Raw genomic sequence first — 20,876 nt, 5'->3', positions numbered from 1 at the left:
GTGGGATTTGAAGTTTTTATGAATAATTCTCTTTTAAAAATGCAACCAATTGCTGAATTGCAATTCCTCTATGAGAAATTTTATTTTTTTCTTCGGATTTCATTTCAGCAAAAGATTCAGAAAATCCTGCTGGTTTAAATATAGGATCATATCCAAAACCTTTTTCGCCTTGTTTTTCTTTTAAAATGTCACCTTTGCAAACCCCTTCAAAGAGGTATTGTTTGTTGTCTAAATTTAAACAAACGGCTGTTCTAAATTGTGCTTTTCTATTTTTATTATCTTCTAAGTCCGTTAATAATTTTTGCATATTATGTTCAGAATTTGCTGGTTCACCAGCAAAACGAGCAGAATATACACCTGGTTTGCCATCTAAACTTTCTACCTCTAAACCAGTATCATCTGCAAAACAATTGTACCCGAAATTTTCGGTAATATAGTCTGCTTTTAATTTTGCATTTCCTTCTAAAGTAGGTTCCGTTTCATCAACTTCATCAAAACAATTAATGTCTTTTAAACTTACTATTTCTATTGAGCTTGATAACATTTCTTGTACTTCTTTTAATTTGTTGAGATTGTTGGTGGCGAAGACTAATTTCATTAAAACATATTGATTTTGAACAAATGTAATCATTTTAAACATTAATTTTTAAGATTTGGACAGCTAAAAAATGAATAAAAGTATGTAGATTGCAAAAACTATAAAACTCCAAAAGTACCGTTATCATTGGTTTGTCGTGGAAATGTCGGGTTAAAAAGAACTCAAATAATTTGTTAACTTAATTTACTGCATTAACATTGTATGGAATTTAAAAATATACTTGTAATGAAACAACCAGCATTAGGAAAGAAGATTTTAGAACTTCGTAAACAAAAAGGATTTACACAAGAAGAATTGGTAGATCAATGTAATATAAATGTGCGCACAATTCAACGAATAGAAGCAGGTAATGTTTCACCAAGAAGCCATACGATAAAAGCAATTTTAGAGGTTCTGGGTTTTGATTATGAAGAAGTGTTTGAGAAAAAATATACTCCAGGAAAATTCGATTCTATTTTAGGAATTAATAAAGACAATATTTATAAGCAACTAACTATTGCTATGATTTTTGGAATTGTTTATTTTATAGTTGGCTTTTTTGAAGTTGGTGCAGATTTATTAAGTTTTGAGAAAGAAAGTAATGCCTTTAAAAGTATTTATATTGTAATTAAACTGTTAGCAGTTGTTTCTTTGTTTTTATTTTTTAGAGGCTTTGTAATTATTGGTGGTCTGTTTCAAAATTACTTATTACAAATTAGTGCTTTTTTAATTATACTTTTCACATTGTTTTTTGCTGTTTTAGATATAACTTCATTATATATTTGGGAAGACTTTTTAGGTGTTTTTGGTCTTTCAAAACTAATTGCGTACGGAGTTTTAAGTATAATCGTAGGAATCGCAATTATGAGGTTAACCGATTTTGGAGACTTAGCAAAATGGACTGGAGTTCTTGAGATCATAACTGGAATTTGCCTTTTGCTTGTGCTATTGTCTCCAATTGCAATTGTTACTCAATTTATTGTTGAAATTTTCGAGATTATTTTAATTTACAGAATTGCTTCAAAAATGAAAAAGTCAGTTTAGAAAATGTAGTGGTAGTTACTCATGATGATAAGGCTCATTCTTAAGAATTGTAAAACCTCTGTATAGTTGCTCTACAACAAACAAACGAATCATTTGATGAGAAAATGTCATTTTAGATAATGATATTTTTCCGCTAGATTTTGTGTAAACAGCGTCAGAAAAACCATAAGGCCCACCAATAACCAAAACCAATTGCTTAATACCAGAATTCATTTTTTTCTGAAGATATTGCGAAAACTCAATAGAAGTAAAGTGCTTTCCTTTATCGTCTAACAGCACCAATTGATCTGTATTTTGCAATTTCGATAATATCAGTTCTCCTTCTTTTTCTTTCTGCTGAACTTCACTTAAATTCTTTACATTTTTAATATCCGGAATCACTTCCAATTCAAACTTAACGTAGTGTTTTAGTCGGTTTTCATATTCTGCAACCAACTGAATTAAGTGTTTATTATCTGTTTTACCAATGGCTAAAAGTTTGATTTTCATTTTTGATCTATGGTTGTCACCTCGAGTGATTTCCGATTTTAAGAGAAAATTGTATCGAGAAGTTTCTAATTATAATTTTCACAAATTTATCAGTTTTAAAACATAAATTCAACAGAAGTTACTAAAAGTTGAAAATCATTGTTATTTTTACATCAGAATTCAGAAATTATGATATCAAAAGAACAATTTGAAAAAGAATTAGAACTTATAATAAGCAATGCAATTCGCGAAGATGTGGGCGATGGAGACCACACGTCTCTTTCTTGTATCCCTGCAGATGCACAAGGAAAAGCAAAATTATTAGTAAAAGATGATGGAATTATTGCTGGCGTAGCATTCGCTAAACAAGTTTTTTCATACGTAGATAAAGATTTAGAGGTAGAAACTTTTATAAAAGATGGCGAAAAAGTAAAGTATGGAGACATTGTTTTTCATGTTTCAGGAAAATCGCAATCGATATTAATGGCAGAACGTTTGGTGCTAAATGCAATGCAAAGAATGTCTGCAATTGCAACAAAAACAGCTTTTTTTGCTGATTTATTAAAAGGAACAAAAACAAAAGTTTTAGATACCAGAAAAACAACTCCAGGAATTAGAGCGTTAGAAAAATGGGCTGTAAAAATTGGAGGTGGAGAAAATCATCGTTTTGCCTTGTATGATATGGTAATGATTAAAGACAATCACATCGATTTTGCTGGCGGAATTACGGCTGCCATCACCAAAACAAAGAAATATCTTGCAGAGAAAAAACTAGATATTAAGATTATTGTAGAAGCAAGAAGTTTAGAAGAAATTAAAGAAATTTTGTCTAATAAAGGTGTGTATAGAATTTTAATAGACAACTTTAATTACGAAGACACTCGAAAAGCAGTCGCTTTAATTGGCGATACCTGTTTAACAGAATCTTCTGGCGGAATTAATGAAGATACCATTAGAAAATATGCAGAATGTGGCGTAGATTTTATTTCTTCTGGCGCATTAACACATTCGGTTTATAATTTAGATTTAAGTTTAAAAGCAATTGATTAATTTAATTCAGTACACAATGAAAAAATATATAACAATAGCAGCTTCCTTATTATTAGTGATTTCTTGTAATACGAAAGAGGTGAAAAAAGAACATACAATGGATATTTCGAAAAATCCTTTATTAATTAAAAGTACTTTAGAATATGGTACGCCAGATTTCTCTAAAATAAAAACGGCGCATTTTTTACCTGCAATTTTAGAAGGGATGAAATTGCAAAATGAAGCAATTGTAAAAATTACAGAGAACACAGAAACGCCAACTTTTGAAAACACCATTTTAGCTTTAGAAGAAAGTAGCAAGAAGTTAGATGATGTGAATTCGGTTTTTTCTGGACTTGCAGGTGCGCATACAAATGATACTATAAAGGCCAATCAGAAAGAATTAGCTCCAAAATTTTCTAAACATTCAGATGATATTTTATTAAATACCAAACTGTTTGAGAAAATTAAAACAGTATATAATAATGTATCGGATGCTAATTTAGATGCAGAATCGAAACATTTGGTAAAAGAATATTTTAAGAACTTTTCTAAAGCAGGTGCAAATTTATCCGAAGAAAAAAAGGAGAAATTAAAAGAGATAAATTCTGAAATAGCAAGTTTGTCAAATGATTTTGGAAAGAAATTATTAGATGCGAGTAAAAAAGGCGGACTTGTAATTACTGACAAAGCACAATTAAAAGGTTTTTCTGATGAAAAAATAAGTTCTTTAGAAAAAGATGGGAAGTATGAAATTCAGTTAGTAAATACAACACAACAATCAGCTTTACAAACGTTAGAAAATAGGGTAACTAGAAAAGAGTTATTCGAAAAATCGATACACAGAGCTGATAATGGTGCTTATGATACCAGCGATTTAGTTTTGAAGATGGCTTTGTTAAGAGCTGAAAAAGCACAGATACTAGGTTTTGAAAATTATGCAAGTTGGAGTTTACAAGGAACTATGGCGGCAACACCAGATAAAGTTTTTGACATGTTTAAAAACTTAATTCCGGGTTCTTTAGAGAAAGCAGGTGCTGAGATAAAAGAAATTCAGAAAGAAATTAATAAAGAAGGAGAAGATTTTAAATTAGCTGGATATGACTGGAATCATTATGCAGAGAAAGTGCGTAAATCGAAGTACAATTTAAATGAAGACGACATAAAACCTTATTTTGAAATGACCAACGTTTTAGAAAAAGGTGTTTTTTACGCCGCTACAAAATTATACGGAATTACGTTTAAAAAACGCACAGACATACCAACGTATCACCCAGATGTTGTGGTTTACGAATTGTTTGAAGAAGACGGAAGTAAATTAGGATTATTCTTTGGAGATTATTATGCAAGAGATAGCAAACGTGGTGGCGCGTGGATGAGTAGTTTTGTAAAACAATCTAAGTTACGCAACCAAAAACCAGTAATTTATAACGTGTGTAATTCACCAAAACCAGCAGCAGGAGAACCTGCACTAATCAGTTTTGACGAAGTAGAAACTATGTTTCATGAATTTGGACATGCATTACACGGTTTTTTCGGAAATCAGAAATATGCTTCAATTTCTGGAACAAGTACTGCAAGAGATTTTGTAGAGTTCCCTTCTCAGTTTAACGAGAACTGGTCTACGCATCCAGAAATATTAAACAATTATGCAATTCATTACAAAACAGGAGAAGTGATTCCTGCAGCGTTATTGAAGAAAATTAAAGACGCAGGTACTTTTAACCAAGGCTATTCTATGATAGAAAACTTAGGTTCTTCTAGTTTAGATATGAAATGGCACACCATTTCTGCAAACGATAAAATTGAAGATGTAGCTAAGTTTGAAGCTGAAGCTTTAAAAAGCATGAAATTAAATGTGTCTGAAATTCCGCCAAGATACCGTTCTACGTATTTTGCACATATTTTTAGCGGTGGTTACGCTGCGGGTTACTATTCGTATTTATGGACAGAAATGTTGAGTCATGATGCGTATGGTTGGTTTGAAGAGAACGGATTATTAACGCGTGAAAACGGTCAGAAATTTCGTGAGCAAGTTTTGTCTAAAGGAAACACAATGGAGTATGCAGAAATGTATAAAGCCTTTGCAGGAAGAGATCCTGAAGCAACACCAATGTTAAAAGCAAGAGGATTAAAATAGCAACCTAAATGAATCAAATTTTTAAAATTTTAGTAATCGTTTGTATTCTTTTTTCAGCTTGTAAAAGCAACGAAGTAAAAGATATTACAGGCGTTTATCAAGGAGAATTTCCTTGTGGAGATTGTAGCGGAATAGACAATAAAATGACCTTAAATGCTGATGGAACTTTTCTATTAGAAACTGTTTACAATGGAAAAGGGGAGGATCGTGTTTTTAAGGAAACAGGAAAATACTTTGTAGAAGATGGAAAAATAACTTTAGAATTAGAGAAATCGCCTTTTAAATATAAAATTGGAGATGATTTTATAGAATTGTTAGATATTGATGGAAACAAAATTGAAAGTGAGTTAAATTATAAATTAACAAAGCAAAAAGTAAATTTATAAATGACAGATACTTATTTCGATAGCGAAGCATACGCTAAAATAGATTTCAGTAAAACGAAAATCCAAAAAGGAGAATATGATAATTGTACGTTTCTAAATTGCAATTTTGAGAGCATTCATGCCTCGAATATTCAATTTGTAGAATGTGAATTTATAGACTGTAATTTTAGCAATGCAATTGTGGCAGATAGTTCTTTTAAAGATGTAAATTTTAGCAATTGTAAAATGATAGGAGTGAAGTTTAATGAGGTGAATCCGTTTTTATTACAGATTTCATTTAAAGAATGTCAGTTAAATTTTAGTTCATTTTATCAATTAAAAATGGCCAAAACAAATTTTATAAGCTGTAATTTAGAGGAAGTAGATTTTACAGAAGCCATCGCAAACGGTAGCTTTTTTAGTGATTCAGATTTAAGAGGAGCAATTTTCGAAGGAACAAATTTAGAGAAATCAGATTTTAGAACCGCTTTTAATTTTAACATCAACCCAGAAAACAACCGTTTAAAAGGTGCAAAGTTTGGTAAAGAGAACCTTGCAGGATTGCTCTTAGATTATAAGATTGTAATTGAGTAATAAAATACTTAAAAGCACAAAGTAGCAATTAGATATAACTTTGCATCTCGTATCATGACAAAAGAAATAGAAGACAAGCTAGAAAAAATACCAATCGTAAATATTTTGGTTAAAATTGGGAAGAAAATTAAGATTCCCGGTTTAGAAGGCATGTCTTTATATGACGTGTTAGAAATGTATTTTATTGGTATTATAGAAGGTGCATTAACCACAAGAGCAGGCGGAATTGCGTACAGTTTTTTTATGGCAATTTTTCCTTTTTTATTATTTGTGTTAACCTTAATTCCTTTTTTACCAATAGAAGGCGCGCAAGAAGGTTTATTGTCTATAATTTCAGATATTTTACCACCTAAAACCTACGAAGCAGTAGATTCTGTTTTGGTAGATATTATTAAAAATCAGTATGGTGGCTTGCTTTCCTTTGGTTTTATTGGTTCTATTTTTTTAATGACAAACGGTGTAAACGCTATTTTTGGTGGTTTTGAATACTCCTATCATGTAAAAGAAGTTAGAAATGTATTTAGAGCTTACTTTATAGCCATGTTGGTTTCTATTGTAATTGTGGCTTTTTTACTAGTTACGGTAACGCTAATTATCTTTTTCGAGTTGATTTTAAAAGACATGGTTTCTTTAGGTTGGTTAGAAGAAAATTTAATTTGGATTCAGTTAGTACGTGGTTTGATCTTCTTATTGATGATTTTTATCAGCGTTTCTATGTTGTATCATTACGGTGTTAAAGAAGCGAAACATTCTAAGTTTTTTTCTCCAGGAGCTGTTTTTACTACAATTCTGTCAATCTTAACGTTCTATTTATTTGGCTATTATGTAAATGAATTTGCAAAATACAACGAGTTATACGGTTCTATAGGAACACTTTTAATATTGATGTTATTTATTTGGCTGAATGCAATTATTCTCTTACTTGGCTTTGAATTAAACGCGTCTATTTACTCTTTAAGAAGACGAAATAAAAGTTTTATAACTCCTAAAAAATTATAACTTTTTCACGATATTTGTTGCTTCAATTATCAATAACTAATGATCATGTATCAATGAAAAATAAGTTATAATACGAATAGTTAAAAATGATAATTGATAAAAGAACACTGATAACAAATTTATATGAAACCAAGCATACCAAAAGGAACTAGAGATTTTTCGCCAACAGAAGTTGCAAATCGTACATACATTATGAACACGATTAAAACTACTTTTGAAACGTTCGGCTTTCAACCCATAGAAACGCCGAGTTTCGAAAATTCATCCACCTTAATGGGGAAATATGGTGAAGAAGGAGATCGTTTAATTTTTAAGATTTTAAATTCTGGTGATTTTCTAAAAAAAGCAGAGGAGAAATTATTGTCTAAAAAAGATAGTTTAAAAGTTACTTCTCAAATATCAGAAAAAGCATTGCGTTACGATTTAACAGTTCCTTTTGCTCGTTACGTTGTGCAACATCAAAACGAAATTACATTTCCTTTTAAAAGATACCAAGTACAACCTGTTTGGAGAGCAGACAGACCGCAAAAAGGGCGTTTTAGAGAGTTTTTTCAGTGTGATGCAGATGTTGTTGGAAGTAAATCTTTATGGCAAGAAGTAGAGTTTGTTCAGTTATATGATGCTGTTTTTAGTACCTTAGGTTTAGCGGGAACAAACATCAAAATTAATAATAGAAAAATACTCTCTGGTATTGCAGAAGCTATTGGTGCACAAGACAAGTTAATCGATTTTACGGTAGCTTTAGATAAGTTAGATAAAATTGGTAAAGAAGGTGTTGTAAAAGAAATGTTGTCTAAAGGCATTACAGAAGAAGCCATCGAAAAAGTACAACCTTTGTTTGATTTTACAGGTTCTAATTTAGAGAAATTAGCTTCTTTAGAACAGCTGTTGCAAACTTCCGAAGAAGGAAAAAATGGTGTAGAGGAGTTGCGCTTTGTAATAAATGCTATTGAAGAGCTAGGTTTAGAAACGGCAACTTTAGAAGTAGATGTTACGTTGGCAAGAGGTTTAAATTATTATACAGGAGCTATTTTTGAAGTAGCAGCACCAGCAGGTGTAAAAATGGGTTCTATTGGTGGTGGTGGTAGATATGATGATTTAACAGGAATCTTTGGATTAAAAGATGTTTCTGGCGTTGGAATTTCTTTCGGATTGGATAGAATTTATTTAGTACTAGAAGAATTAAGTCTGTTTAAAGCAGTTGATTTGCCTAAACCGAAAGTGATTTTCTTAAACTTTGATGCAGCTACAGATGTTGCAAAAATGAAAGCGGTTAAAAGTTTGAGAGCAAATAAGATCAAATCAGAGTTTTATCCTGATTTAGGTGAAAGTAATAAGGCACAAAAACGACAATGGAAATATGTTGCGACAAGAGAAATAGAATTTGTAGTTTCTGAAGTAGAAAACGATGTTTTTACATTGAAAAATATGAGTTCTGGAGAACAAATTAATTGTTCTTTATCCGAATTAGTAGTAAATTTAAAATAGTTTTTGCAAGCTTCATTTAAAAGATGTTAAATGAATTGACATATAAAAATATCTCCTGAATATGTTGGTCTATAAATAACATTTGTCGAAGTCTAGAACGAAGCTTGCAGAATTTTATTGAACAATAACGATAATTGATATAAAAACTAAAATATTACGTTGCAAACACGTAAATTTGCACTTTAATATAGAATGAAATGTTTGAATTGAACAGCAAAATGAATGACGATAGAATTGAAGTAATAGGAGAAAATCATGTGGCAACCTCTGCGGAAAATCCAATAAGACCAGATGCTTTTGATATTTCTGACGAAGAAAAAATAGCAAAAATCCAAGAAAGTGTTAAAGATATTTTAATCACTTTAGGAATGGATTTAACAGATGATAGCTTACAAGGAACTCCTAAAAGAGTTGCAAAAGCTTTTGTAAATGAATTGTTTATGGGGTTAAATCCCAAAAACATGCCGAAAGCATCTACGTTTGACAATAATTATAAGTATGGTGAAATGTTGGTAGAAAAAAACATTGTTGTGTATTCTACTTGCGAACATCATTTATTGCCAATTATTGGTAGAGCACATGTTGCTTATATTTCTGATGGTAAAGTAATCGGACTTTCTAAAATGAATAGAATTGTTGAGTACTTTTCTAAAAGACCACAAGTACAAGAGCGTTTAACCATGCAAATTGTACAATCAATGCAAGAAGCTCTAGGAACAGAAGATGTTGCTTGTGTTATTGATGCGAAACATTTATGTGTAAACTCCCGCGGAATTAAAGACATCGAAAGTTCTACGGTAACTTCAGAATTTGGTGGAAAGTTTAAAAATAAAGAAACAAAAAGAGAGTTTTTAGAATATCTAAAAATGGACACGAAATTCTAAGAATTTAGAATTTTAAAAATATAAAAAAACCGTTTAGAAATTTATTCTAAACGGTTTTTTGTTTATTAGGATTCCTTACAATATAAAAAAAAATCAGAAGATTCTAATGTAGAAAATTCTGGTTTTTTTTTATTATAAATTTCTACCTAAACAGAAATAAGATGTATGTTAGTTATTTAAAATAACCCATTCTCCTTTTTCTAATAAAGGAATAGCTTGTTTAAACTTTACTTCTTTTTCTTCGCCACTCATTACATTTTTAATAGTAACACGCTCGTTTCTACCTACTTTAGGTTGGTCTCTTACAATTGTTTCTACTGGCTCAGCTTTTGGTTTAGAACTAGAGATAGCTTGTTCAGTTGAGTTCTGTACATCTGCTTTACTTGCATTTAAACGCTCTTTTCTTTGGTCTCTCGCTTCAGAAATTTGAGTTGCATCTTTAGTAGGCAATTCTCCTTTAAATAAGAAAGACAATACCTCTTTATTAATTTCATCTACTGTTTTCTTAAACAATTCAAAAGCTTCAAACTTATAGATTAATAAAGGATCTTTTTGTTCATAAGAAGCATTTTGTACAGAATGTTTTAATTCATCCATTTTACGTAAATGCTCTTTCCAGTTTTCATCTATAATTGCTAGCGTAATGTTTTTCTCAAAATCTCTAACCAAACTTTTTCCTTCAGTTTCGTAAGCCTCCTTTAAGTTGGTAACCACTTGTAAAGATTTACTTCCGTCTGTAAAAGGAACTACAATTCGCTCATATTTGTCTCCTTCATTTTCAAAAACATCTTTAATTACCGGAAACGCTAAAACGGCATTTCTTTCAATTTTATCTTTGTAATGTTCGGAAACAATATCAAACAACTTGTCTGCAATTTCCTTCTCATTTAATTTATTAAATTCTTCTTCAGAAATAGGAGAAGTCATTGAAGAAAACTTAATCAACTCAAACTCAAAATTCTGAAAATCTTTCGCTGCTTTATTATTGTTAATAATCGATTCACAAGTTTCATAAATCATATTTGCAATATCTACTTGCAAACGTTTACCATCTAAAGCATTACGTCTTCTTTTATAAACGAACTCACGCTGAGCGTTCATAATATCATCATATTCTAACAGACGTTTACGAATACCAAAGTTATTTTCTTCAACTTTCTTTTGTGCTCTTTCAATAGATTTAGAAATCATAGAATGCTGAATTACTTCACCTTCTTTTAACCCCATTCTGTCCATCATTTTTGCAATTCTATCAGAACCAAAAAGACGCATTAAGTTGTCATCTAAAGCAACATAAAATTGTGTTGACCCAACATCACCTTGTCTCCCTGCACGTCCACGTAACTGTCTATCTACACGTCTAGAATCGTGTCTTTCTGTACCAATAATTGCCAAACCACCAACTTCTTTAACTTCCTTGGTTAATTTAATATCGGTACCACGACCCGCCATATTTGTTGCAATAGTAACCACACCAGGTTTACCCGCTTCTGCAACAACATCTGCTTCTCGTTTGTGTAATTTTGCATTTAAAATATTATGAGGAATTTTACGCATTTGTAACATTCTACCTAATAATTCTGATATTTCTACAGAAGTTGTACCTACTAAAACAGGTCTTTTTTCTTCAACTAATTTTACAATATCTTCAATTACTGCGTTGTATTTTTCACGCGCAGTTTTATAAACTAAATCTTCTTTGTCATCTCTTTGGATGGGTCTGTTTGTAGGAATCTCTACAACATCTAATTTATAGATTTCCCATAACTCGCCAGCTTCTGTAATCGCAGTACCTGTCATACCAGAAAGTTTGCGGTACATTCTAAAGTAATTTTGAAGCGTTACCGTTGCAAAAGTTTGCGTAGCATCTTCAATTTTACAATCTTCTTTTGCTTCAATGGCTTGATGTAATCCGTCTGAATAACGACGCCCGTCCATAATACGACCCGTTTGTTCATCAACAATCATTACCTTATTTTCCATCACTACATATTCCACATCTTTTTCAAAAACAGTGTATGCTTTTAAAAGTTGATTCATGGTGTGAATACGTTCACTTTTAATACTAAAGTCTTTGTATAGTTCGTCTTTTTTAACTGCTTTTTCTTCTGCAGAATTTTCAGAAGTATCAATTTGACCAATTTTCACACCAATATCTGGTAAAATAAAGAAATTATCATTGTCGGTTTTTTCTGATAAATGAGCAATCCCTTTATCAGTTAAATCAATCTGATTATTTTTCTCTTCAATAACAAACCATAAAGTGTCATCTACTTCTGGCATTAACTTGTTATTATCTGCCATGTAATAGTTTTCTGTCTTTTGAAGAATTTGTTTATTTCCTTCTTGAGATAAAAACTTAATTAAGGCTTTATTTTTAGGTAGACCTCTGTAAACTCTTAATAATTGAAAACCACCTTCTTTAGTATCTCCAGCTGCAATTAGTTTTTTAGCTTCTGCCAAAACACCAATTAAATATTTACTTTGAATACCAACAATATCACTTACCAAAGGTTTTAGTTCATTAAACTCATGTCTGTCTCCTTGAGGAACAGGGCCAGAGATAATTAACGGTGTTCTTGCATCATCAATTAAAACAGAATCTACTTCATCAATAATTGCGTAATTTGGTGCTCTTTGTACTAAATCGTCTTTAGAACTTGCCATGTTATCACGTAAATAATCGAAACCAAATTCGTTATTTGTACCGTAAGTAATGTCTGCGTTGTATGCTTTTCTACGAGCGTCTGAATTTGGTTGATGATAATCGATACAATCTGTTGAGAAGCCGTGAAACTCAAAAATTGGTCCCATCCAAGCTTTATCTCGTTTTGCTAAATAATCATTCACCGTTACTAAATGCACACCATTTCCTGTTAATGCATTTAAGTATACAGGTAAAGTAGAAACTAATGTTTTTCCTTCACCAGTCATCATTTCTGCAATTTTACCTTGATGTAAAACAGAACCACCAATTAATTGAACATCATAATGTACCATGTCCCAAGTAACAGGTTTACCGGCGGCATCCCAAGAGTTTGCCCAAAAAGCTTTCTCTCCTTCTAATATAACATGATCTCTTTCACCAGACAATTCTCTGTCAAAAGCAGTTGCAGTAACTTCTACTTCTTTATTTTCTACAAAACGTTTTGCGGTTTCTTTTACCACAGCAAAAGCTTCTGGCATAATTTCTAATAAAGTAGCTTCAGAAATTTTGTAAGCTTCATCTTTTAAAGTGTCTATTTCTGCGTAGATATCTTCTTGTCTATCGATATTTGCTTTTACAGCTTCTTCTTCAAGTGCAAGTGTTTTATCATCAAACTCTTTTGTAGCGGTCTTTATCCTCTCTTTAAACTCAACAGTTTTTGCCCTTAATTCGTCATTAGATAATTTAGAAAACGCTGTTTCAAATTTTCTTACATCCTCTACAACTGGTTGTAAAATTTTTAAATCTTTTTGTTGTTTATCACCCACAAAAAGTTTTATTACTGAATTTAAAATATTCATTATATATATGTTTATGTCAGCTAAAAAAAAATAGCTATTTTATTTGGTTGTATATCAGGTTTTTACAAACTATAAAAAAGTGTTCTTATTCTTTTAAAATAAAAACAAAAAAAAAAGCCTCTTTAGAGACTTTTTATATTTAATTGTTATGTTTAGTATTCATCCTCGTTCCAAAGATAATCGTCTTCTGTCGGATAATCTGGCCAAATCTCTACAATTGAGTCATACGCATCGCCTTCATCTTCTATGTCTTGTAGGTTTTCTACTACTTCTAAAGGAGATCCGGTTCTAATAGCGTAATCTATTAACTCGTCTTTGGTTGCTGGCCAAGGCGCATCTGCTAAATAAGATGCTAATTCTAATGTCCAATACATTTCTTATTGTTTAATTTTGTGCAAAAATAATTTTTTTGCTGAATTATGCAAGTCTTTTTTAAGAAATTTATTTCGAAGTAATTATTATTTTTTCTTAGTTACTTAAAATCAGCTATTTAAATAAAAAGATAAAATTTTAATTTCTTCTGCTCGATAAAAAAAGAACGTATTAATTTTTCTTAGGAATCCACTTAAATTCGGTTATTTCTAAGTCTTTAGACAATTTTCGTGCCAACACAAAAAGAAAGTCAGAAAGTCGGTTTAAGTATTTTAAGATGTCATTATTTATTGTTTCCTGGTCATTTAATTCTACAGATAAGCGTTCTGCACGTCTGCAAACACACCTTGCAATGTGACAAAATGACACTGCTTGATGTCCTCCAGGAAGAATAAAATGAGTCATTTGAGGAAGCTCTGCATCCATTTTATCGATTTCATCTTCTAAGAAAAGAATGGCATTTTCATCTGTTTTAGGAATGTTCAAACGTTCTTTACCTGATTTTAAAGTCTCTTTTTCTGGAGGAGTTGCTAACATAGCTCCTAAAGTGAACAATTCATTCTGAATTTTTAAGAGTGTTTCCTTTATATATGGTGCTATTTCTTGGTCTTTAATTAAACCTATATATGAGTTTAATTCGTCTACCGTACCATAACTCTCTATGCGTAAATTGTATTTTTTTACTCTTGTTCCGCCAAATAGGGCAGTAGTACCTTTATCGCCAGTTTTTGTATATATTTTCATTTTTATTTTAGTTCAAAGTTCGAAAGTATCAAAGTTACAACGTTTATTTTCTAATAAACTGTTAAACCCTAATCTTAAAATGTTCTTTTGCTTGTTCTTTTCTGAAGAAAACGATTCCGAAGTAAAAAAGATCTACCGTAACTGTAACTTCTGGGTGATTTTTTATGATTGCCCAAGCTTCTTGCATCTCTGCATTCCAATAAATATCATCAAAAATAAAAAAAGAAGTATTGTGAATTGTTTTTAAGCACTCTTTAAAATACTTTAAAGTGGCTTGTTTGGTGTGGTTTCCGTCAAAGTAAATAAAATCGAATGTTGCTTTTTCTGTAACTTTAGGAAGTGTTTTCGAAAAGTCGCCAGTAATTACTTCGATAGCATTAAAATTATTTTTCTCGAATAATTTCTTAGCTACCTTACTGGTTTCTGGGCAACCTTCTAAAGTTATAATTGATGCATTACTATTTGCCATTTGAATGGCAGTAGTACTTAAACCTATTGAAGTTCCTATTTCTAGAATGTTTTTTGGTTTAAAATAAGTTACAATTTTAATGAGCAGTTTTGCTTTTTTATTAGCTATTCCTGCAACTTTTACAATTTGAGCAATTTTACGGGTATTATTTTTAAATACTTTAGAACCAGCGCCAAAATCTGTGACTTCTATTGTTTTTTTATTGTTTAATAAATGTTGTTTAATATTTAGGAAATATTTCGCTAAATTTTTAGGTGTTTTTTTGTAAAAACATTTTGTAATAAGCTGATACACAAAAGGGGAATGAACGCCATGTTGATTGCTCGCTTTTAATAAAAATTGAAGGTATTTTCTCTGTTGATATAACATTATCTAAAAATGAAAAACGAAAATAAAATAAAATTATAGCTTTACACTTATAAAAAGTATATTTGTTGTGATAGTCTTTAAAATTAAACATGAAAAAATACTTATTTTTAATATTAATATTAGCTTCATTAAGTGCTTGTGTCTCTAATAAAGAGTTAACATACCTTCAAGGAAAACCTATTTCTAATTCAGAAATTAAAAGAATTAATAATACGCCTTATAAATTACAGATAGATGACATTCTAAAGATTAACATAACGTCTAAAAAAGCAACGATTGTAGATGTTTTTCAAAAAGGGAATTCAAGTACTGGAAGTAGTGGAGGATCGCAAGGAGATCAAGGTTACTTTTCTGATTATAGTATTGATAATTATGGTAATATTAGAGTGCCAACCTTAGGAGAGATTAATGTTTTGGGATACACCGAAATTGAAGTCAGAAAAAAAATTGAAAGTAAATTAAGAGAAGAATATATTAAAAATGATGAGAGTTTGTTTGTTTCTGTGAAATTATCAGGAATTAGATATACCATTATTGGAGAGATTAACCAACCCGGTACCAATGTAATTTATCAAAATAGAGTTTCTATAATAGATGCTGTTGCAAGTTCAGGAGATATTACAGATGTTGGCAATAGAAAGGCAATAGAAATTATTAGGCGCTCTATAAATGGTACAGAAAAATTCACTTTAGATTTAACGGACGTTAATGTTTTAAATTCAGATTTTTTTTATATCAAACCAAATGATATTATTAATATAAAACCTTTACAAGAAAAATCTTGGGGTACAGGTAAAACAGGGCTACAGAGTTTATCTACTATTGTATCTGTTTTTACATTAATTACATCTACCATAATTTTAGCTAGAAATTTATAAAAATATATGAGTAATCAATTAAAAGGTAATCAAACTTCTGCAGCAGGTGCTATAGATGTTAAAGAATACATTTACAAAGTTTTAGCATACTGGAAGTTGTTTTTAGTTACCATTGTTATTGGCCTTATTGTTGCCAAATTTATGAATGGTTACATGAAAGAAGTGTACAGTTTAGATACTGTTATTTCTGTAAAAGAAGAGAATAATCCGTTATTTTCTACTGGAACTAATATTGCTTTTAACTGGGGTGGCTCAAGTGACGAGTTAGAAACCGTAAAAGTAATTTTGAAGTCTAGATCTCACAATGAAATTGTTGTAAAAAGATTAAATTTTTACATTAATTATCTTCAAGAAGGTCGATTTAGAAATGAAGATAAATATGGATATACTCCTTTTGTTGTCAATTTAAAAACTAGTAAACCGCAATTATATAATAAATTAATTAGTGTAGAATTAACCGGAGAAGATACTTTTAAAATTTCTTTTGATTTTAACGAATCTGGTCGTAATTCATTAATAAATTACGATACAAATAGTATTATTAATTTACCATCTAAAGAATTAAATTTTTCTAAAGAATACCATATAAAGGATACTATCAATACACCGTTTCTTCATTTTTCAATAAAACAAATTAGTCCGTTTAAAGTGGGAGAAAAGTATTTTATACAATTTGCTAGTTTCGATGGAACTGTGGCAGGTAATAGAGGTCTTAATGTAAGTAGTATTACAAATGCAGCCTCTATGTTAAGGCTAAGCAAGCAAGGTGGTAATAAAAAAAGAATAGAAGATTATCTAAATGCTACAGTAAAAGTTTTAGACTCTGTTAAGAAAGTTCAGAAAATAGAATATGCTGTAAAAACGCAAGCATACATAGACACGTTGTTTAATGCTGAAGAAAAAAAATTAAGAAAATTAGAGAAAGACCTTGGCGATTATAGAGAAACCAATAATATTTTTGACCTCTCTTCACAGGGAACAGAAATTTTCGGAGAAGCCATTAATTTAGAAAAAGAAAAACAAGAATTATTAAATTATAACGATTATTTAGTAAATTTAGGAAGTTATATTAATTCAAATAATAAGTATAATAGAGATAACCTTGTACCTGCTTCTCTTGCTATTGAAGACCCTAAAATAGCAGGGTTAATTAGCAACTTGGTTACAAAGTCTAGTTTTAGAGAAAGTTTACGCAATATGGTTAAAGACAACCACCCAGATGTTATTCAGTTGTCTAGAGAAATTCAAATTATTAAAAATAACTTAATAGAAAACATCTCTTCTCTTCAAAGAGTAAATAATAATAGGTTAAGAAAAGTGAATTCTAATCTAAGTATTTATAAATCTAAAAAAAAAAAATTACCAAAAAAAGAACAAGGGCTTATAAGTTTTCAAAGAGATTATGAACTTTCTGAAGCGAATTACAATTATCTAAAACAAAAAAGATATGAGGCAGGTACAGCAATTGCCGCCAATGTTTCTGATGTTAAAATTATAGATACTGCTAAAGATTTAGGACAAGGACCAAATTACCCTTTACCTAGTTTTAATTATTTAGTAGCTATAATGTTGGGTACGGTTTTTCCACTATTTTATATCATTATAAGAGAATTATTAGACAATAAAATACACACGGCAGAAGAAATTCAGAATAATTATACAATACCCGTTTTAGGTGTTGTAGGAAAAAATACAGGAAAGAATAATTTAGCTGTTTTTGAAAGACCAAAATCTTCGGTATCAGAGTCTTTTAGAGCATTAAGATCTAATATTCAGTTTTTATTTAAAGACGCCAAAGAAGATGAAGCAAAAACATTAATTTTAACATCTAGTGTAAGTGGAGAAGGTAAAACCATGATTTCTATTAACATGGCAACTGTTTTTGCATTAAGTGGAAAGAAAACTGTTTTATTGGGATTAGATTTAAGAAAACCTAGGATTTATGATGATTTTGATTTACCAAATGATGTTGGTGTTGTAAATTATTTAATAAAACAGAAAACACTAAAAGAGGTTATTTCTAAAACAAAAATTCCAAATTTAGATTTAATATTATCAGGACCTATTCCTCCCAATCCTTCTGAGTTGCTATTAAATAACGCAGCAGATGAAATGATTAAACAGCTAAAAAAAGAATATGATTATATTATTATAGATACACCACCTGTAGGTATAGTTTCAGATGCTTTAGAATTATTTAAATACTCAGATGCTGTAATTTATGTTGTTCGTCAGAATTATACCGAAAAAGGAATGATGAGAATGATTGATGACAAATACAGAAACAAAGAAGTATCTAATATTAGTTATGTATTAAATGATTTTTCTATAAAAAGTAAATACGGCTATGGTTATGGCTACGGCTACGGCTATGGTTACGGAAAATATAGTTATGGCTATCATGACAATGAAGAGGGTAAAGGTTTTTTCTCTAAATTATTAGGTTACTTTAAACCAAAAAAATAAAAATTATTTAGCATGATTTCAAAAACAGAATACGCTCCTTATTTTGAACAATACATTCAATTAGTTTCTATAAATGAAACATCTATTATTGAAAATTTAAAAAGTTCTCAAAAAGACTTTGATAATTTGTTAAGAAATCTAACTAAAGAGAAGCATAATTTTTCTTACGCACTAGGTAAGTGGACCTTAAAAGAATTGATACAACATGTAATAGATACAGAAAGAATCTTTTGTTATAGAGCGCTGTGTTTTGCTAGAAATGACAAAACTTCTTTGCCTGGTTTCGATCAAGATATTTTTGTTGCTAATGACAATGTTAGCAAGAGAGATTATTATGAACTATTAGATGAAATGGCGGTCTTAAGAAAATCTTCCATTCAATTATATAAAAGTTTTTCTGATGAAGCTTTGTTAAGAATTGGTGTTGCGTCTAATAATAATATGTCTGTTAGAGCTTTAGGATATTTATTCTCTGGTCATCAAATTCATCATCTTAACATAGTTAAAGAGAGGTATTTATAAATTTTTTATAAAATTATAGCTCTAAAAAAGCATAATTTGTAATTCGTACACTTTTTTAAGTTAAATGCTTGAAATGGTGTAATTTTGCGAATTAATTTTAGAAATAAATAAATTTTTACTATATTGAGAGAAGATTATCATAAATGGTATTCGCCAACATTAAATAAAGATATTGAAATGTTGGTTTTTGGGCATGCGGGGTATCCTGTTGTGTTATTTCCAACAACTATGGGGCGTTTTTTTGAATGCAAAAACATGAAACTAATAGCATCTGCAAAATGGTTTTTAGAAGAAGGTTTGGTGCAAATTTATTGTCCGGATAGTATCAATGAGTTAAGTTGGTATGACAAAGAAATTCATCCTGCAGACCGTGTGAAAAATCATGTTTGGTATGACAAGTTTATTTTAGAAGAAGTAGTGAACCCTATATGTCAGGATAGAGGAATTCAAAAATTAGCGATTGCTGGTGTAAGTTTTGGCGGTTATCATGCTGCAAACTTTGCGTTTAAACACCCAGAAAGAGTTAGCCATATGTTTAGTTTAAGTGGTTCTTTTGATATTAAATCTTTTTTAGATGGCTATTATGATGACAATGTCTTCTTTAATAATCCGGTAGATTTTTTACCAGAAAGTAACCATCCAGATTTGTGGAATATGAACATTATTTTAGGAGTGGGAGAATGGGATATTTGTTTAGAAGCGAATAAAGATTTAGCTAAAATTTTATCAGATAAAAACATTCCATTTTGGTTTGATGAACGAAAATGGGCAAAACACGATTGGCCAATTTGGAGGGAAATGTTTCCACATTATTTATCGAAAATTTAAAAAAATTAACAACTAAATAAATAATTATTATGAAAAAAATTGGGATTTTATATGGACAAGAAAACACTTTTCCACAAGCTTTTATAGACAGAGTTAATCAGAAAATCGCAGCAGAAGGTATTAAAGATATGATGGCAGAAGCAGTACTAATAGACACTGTAGAGCAAGCAAAATCAGATGAATATGCTGTAATTATAGATAGAATTTCTCAAGATGTACCTTTTTATAGAGCTTATTTAAAAAATGCTGCAATAACAGGTACAGCAGTCATCAATAATCCTTTTTGGTGGAGTGCAGATGAAAAATTTTTCAACAATGCTTTAGCAGAAAAAGTAGGAGTTCCTGTTCCTAAAACATTTATTTTACCATCTTCTCTAAGACCACCAGATACTGATGAGAATTCATTTAGAAACATGAAATTCCCTTTTAATTGGGATAAAATGTTCGACACCGTTGGTTTTCCTGCTTATATGAAACCACACGATGGCGGTGGATGGAAAAGCGTTTATAGAGTTGAAAGCCCTGAAGATTTATGGGAAAAACATGGTGAAACCGAGCATTTAGTAATGATGTTGCAAGAGGAAATAGATTTTAAAGAATACTTTAGATGCTACGTACTTGGTACAGATAATGTTCATATAATGCAATACGAACCTAGAAATCCGCATCATTTACGTTATGTTTTAGATGGAGATCCTGTAGATCAAAAAATATTAGATACTGTACATGATTATTGTATTCGATTAAATAAAGCGTTAGGATATGACTTTAATACAGTAGAATTTGCTGTTAAAGATGGTATTCCTTATGCAATTGATTTTTGTAACCCTGCACCAGATGCAGACATTAATTCTGTGGGTGAAGAGAATTTTGAGTGGATTGTAGAAAATGCTGCTACTATGGCTATTGAAAAAGCAAAACAGTATAAGAAAGGACAAATGAATCTTACTTGGGGTAGCTTTGTAACAGATCAAATTGCACCTGCTAAGAAAGCGATAAAAAAAGCACCTGCTAAAAAAACAGTAGCAAAAAAGGTAGCTGTTAAAAAAGCACCTGCTAAGAAAGCTGCAACAAAAAAGTAGACAACTCTATACCTGGTTGTTCATAACAGCCAGGTATTATAAACCAATCCT

Annotated in this window: 19 protein-coding genes; 13 read left to right on the top strand and 6 right to left on the bottom strand. The window is 30.5% G+C overall.

Annotated elements, in window-relative coordinates:
* Positions 1–16 precede the first annotated feature (16 nt).
* A complete protein-coding gene (locus ES045_RS11225) occupies positions 17–598 on the bottom strand; it encodes a non-canonical purine NTP diphosphatase (RefSeq protein ID WP_147116571.1) in 582 nt (193 codons plus the stop codon).
* A gap of 225 nt (positions 599–823) precedes the next feature.
* On the opposite strand from ES045_RS11225, the gene ES045_RS11220 reads away from it, so the two are divergent.
* Positions 824–1,621: a helix-turn-helix domain-containing protein gene (locus ES045_RS11220; protein WP_223267237.1), complete on the top strand. Its 798-nt coding sequence runs from the start codon at positions 824–826 to the stop codon at positions 1,619–1,621.
* Between the two features lie 15 nt (positions 1,622–1,636).
* Here ES045_RS11220 and rlmH read toward each other — a convergent pair whose 3' ends face one another.
* Positions 1,637–2,110 (bottom strand): 23S rRNA (pseudouridine(1915)-N(3))-methyltransferase RlmH, encoded by a 474-nt coding sequence (gene rlmH, locus ES045_RS11215; RefSeq protein ID WP_147116379.1) that lies wholly within the window; start codon positions 2,108–2,110, stop codon positions 1,637–1,639.
* Between the two features lie 168 nt (positions 2,111–2,278).
* On the opposite strand from rlmH, the gene nadC reads away from it, so the two are divergent.
* The 7 genes from nadC (at position 2,279) to folE (ending at position 9,588) form a co-directional block, all read left to right on the top strand.
* On the top strand, positions 2,279–3,139 hold the full coding sequence (gene nadC, locus ES045_RS11210) for a carboxylating nicotinate-nucleotide diphosphorylase (protein WP_147116378.1): 861 nt from the start codon (positions 2,279–2,281) through the stop codon (positions 3,137–3,139).
* A 16-nt stretch (positions 3,140–3,155) separates the two neighbouring features.
* Positions 3,156–5,258: a M3 family metallopeptidase gene (locus ES045_RS11205; protein ID WP_147116377.1), complete on the top strand. Its 2,103-nt coding sequence runs from the start codon at positions 3,156–3,158 to the stop codon at positions 5,256–5,258.
* An 8-nt stretch (positions 5,259–5,266) separates the two neighbouring features.
* Entirely contained in the window at positions 5,267–5,644 is a 378-nt protein-coding gene (locus ES045_RS11200) for a copper resistance protein NlpE (RefSeq protein WP_147116376.1), read from the top strand.
* Positions 5,645–6,217, top strand: a complete 573-nt coding sequence (locus ES045_RS11195; protein WP_147116375.1) for a pentapeptide repeat-containing protein — start codon at positions 5,645–5,647, stop codon at positions 6,215–6,217.
* A 54-nt stretch (positions 6,218–6,271) separates the two neighbouring features.
* Positions 6,272–7,216, top strand: a complete 945-nt coding sequence (locus ES045_RS11190) for a YihY/virulence factor BrkB family protein (RefSeq protein ID WP_147116374.1) — start codon at positions 6,272–6,274, stop codon at positions 7,214–7,216.
* Between the two features lie 123 nt (positions 7,217–7,339).
* Positions 7,340–8,704 (top strand): histidine--tRNA ligase, encoded by a 1,365-nt coding sequence (hisS, locus tag ES045_RS11185; RefSeq protein ID WP_147116373.1) that lies wholly within the window; start codon positions 7,340–7,342, stop codon positions 8,702–8,704.
* A 218-nt stretch (positions 8,705–8,922) separates the two neighbouring features.
* A complete protein-coding gene (folE, locus tag ES045_RS11180; protein ID WP_410524643.1) occupies positions 8,923–9,588 on the top strand; it encodes a GTP cyclohydrolase I FolE in 666 nt (221 codons plus the stop codon).
* A 168-nt stretch (positions 9,589–9,756) separates the two neighbouring features.
* Here the strand turns inward: folE and secA are convergent, their stop codons facing one another.
* From secA to ES045_RS11160, 4 genes are all read right to left on the bottom strand, one after another.
* On the bottom strand, positions 9,757–13,095 hold the full coding sequence (gene secA, locus ES045_RS11175) for a preprotein translocase subunit SecA (protein ID WP_147116371.1): 3,339 nt from the start codon (positions 13,093–13,095) through the stop codon (positions 9,757–9,759).
* 152 nt (positions 13,096–13,247) lie between these two features.
* Positions 13,248–13,469 (bottom strand): DUF2795 domain-containing protein, encoded by a 222-nt coding sequence (locus ES045_RS11170; protein ID WP_065318236.1) that lies wholly within the window; start codon positions 13,467–13,469, stop codon positions 13,248–13,250.
* A 169-nt stretch (positions 13,470–13,638) separates the two neighbouring features.
* Positions 13,639–14,211, bottom strand: coding sequence for a cob(I)yrinic acid a,c-diamide adenosyltransferase (locus tag ES045_RS11165; RefSeq protein ID WP_147116370.1), 573 nt, complete (start codon positions 14,209–14,211; stop codon positions 13,639–13,641).
* A gap of 61 nt (positions 14,212–14,272) precedes the next feature.
* Complete coding sequence (locus ES045_RS11160; RefSeq protein ID WP_147116369.1) at positions 14,273–15,049, bottom strand: O-methyltransferase; 777 nt, start codon at positions 15,047–15,049, stop codon at positions 14,273–14,275.
* 89 nt (positions 15,050–15,138) lie between these two features.
* Here ES045_RS11160 and ES045_RS11155 point away from each other — a divergent pair, with 89 nt between their 5' ends.
* The 5 genes from ES045_RS11155 to ES045_RS11135 all read left to right on the top strand — a co-directional run bounded on the left by ES045_RS11155 (position 15,139) and on the right by ES045_RS11135 (position 20,825).
* Positions 15,139–15,927 carry a polysaccharide biosynthesis/export family protein gene (locus ES045_RS11155; RefSeq protein WP_147116368.1) on the top strand — a complete coding sequence of 263 codons (789 nt, stop codon included), beginning with the start codon at positions 15,139–15,141 and terminating at the stop codon, positions 15,925–15,927.
* A 6-nt stretch (positions 15,928–15,933) separates the two neighbouring features.
* Positions 15,934–18,393, top strand: a complete 2,460-nt coding sequence (locus ES045_RS11150) for a polysaccharide biosynthesis tyrosine autokinase (protein WP_147116367.1) — start codon at positions 15,934–15,936, stop codon at positions 18,391–18,393.
* Positions 18,394–18,405: 12 nt separating this feature from the next.
* Positions 18,406–18,915: a DinB family protein gene (locus ES045_RS11145; protein ID WP_147116366.1), complete on the top strand. Its 510-nt coding sequence runs from the start codon at positions 18,406–18,408 to the stop codon at positions 18,913–18,915.
* A gap of 123 nt (positions 18,916–19,038) precedes the next feature.
* Positions 19,039–19,743, top strand: coding sequence for an esterase family protein (locus ES045_RS11140; protein WP_147116365.1), 705 nt, complete (start codon positions 19,039–19,041; stop codon positions 19,741–19,743).
* A 29-nt stretch (positions 19,744–19,772) separates the two neighbouring features.
* The gene (locus tag ES045_RS11135) at positions 19,773–20,825 is read left to right on the top strand and encodes a RimK family alpha-L-glutamate ligase (protein WP_147116364.1); all 1,053 of its coding nucleotides are present in this window, start codon (positions 19,773–19,775) and stop codon (positions 20,823–20,825) included.
* Positions 20,826–20,876 lie beyond the last annotated feature (51 nt).

Source organism: Polaribacter sp. IC073 (assembly GCF_007997075.1).
Taxonomy (GTDB): Bacteria; Bacteroidota; Bacteroidia; order Flavobacteriales; family Flavobacteriaceae; genus Polaribacter.
Note: the sequence above shows the minus strand (reverse complement) of the source record. Positions and strands in the feature narration are given on the sequence as shown.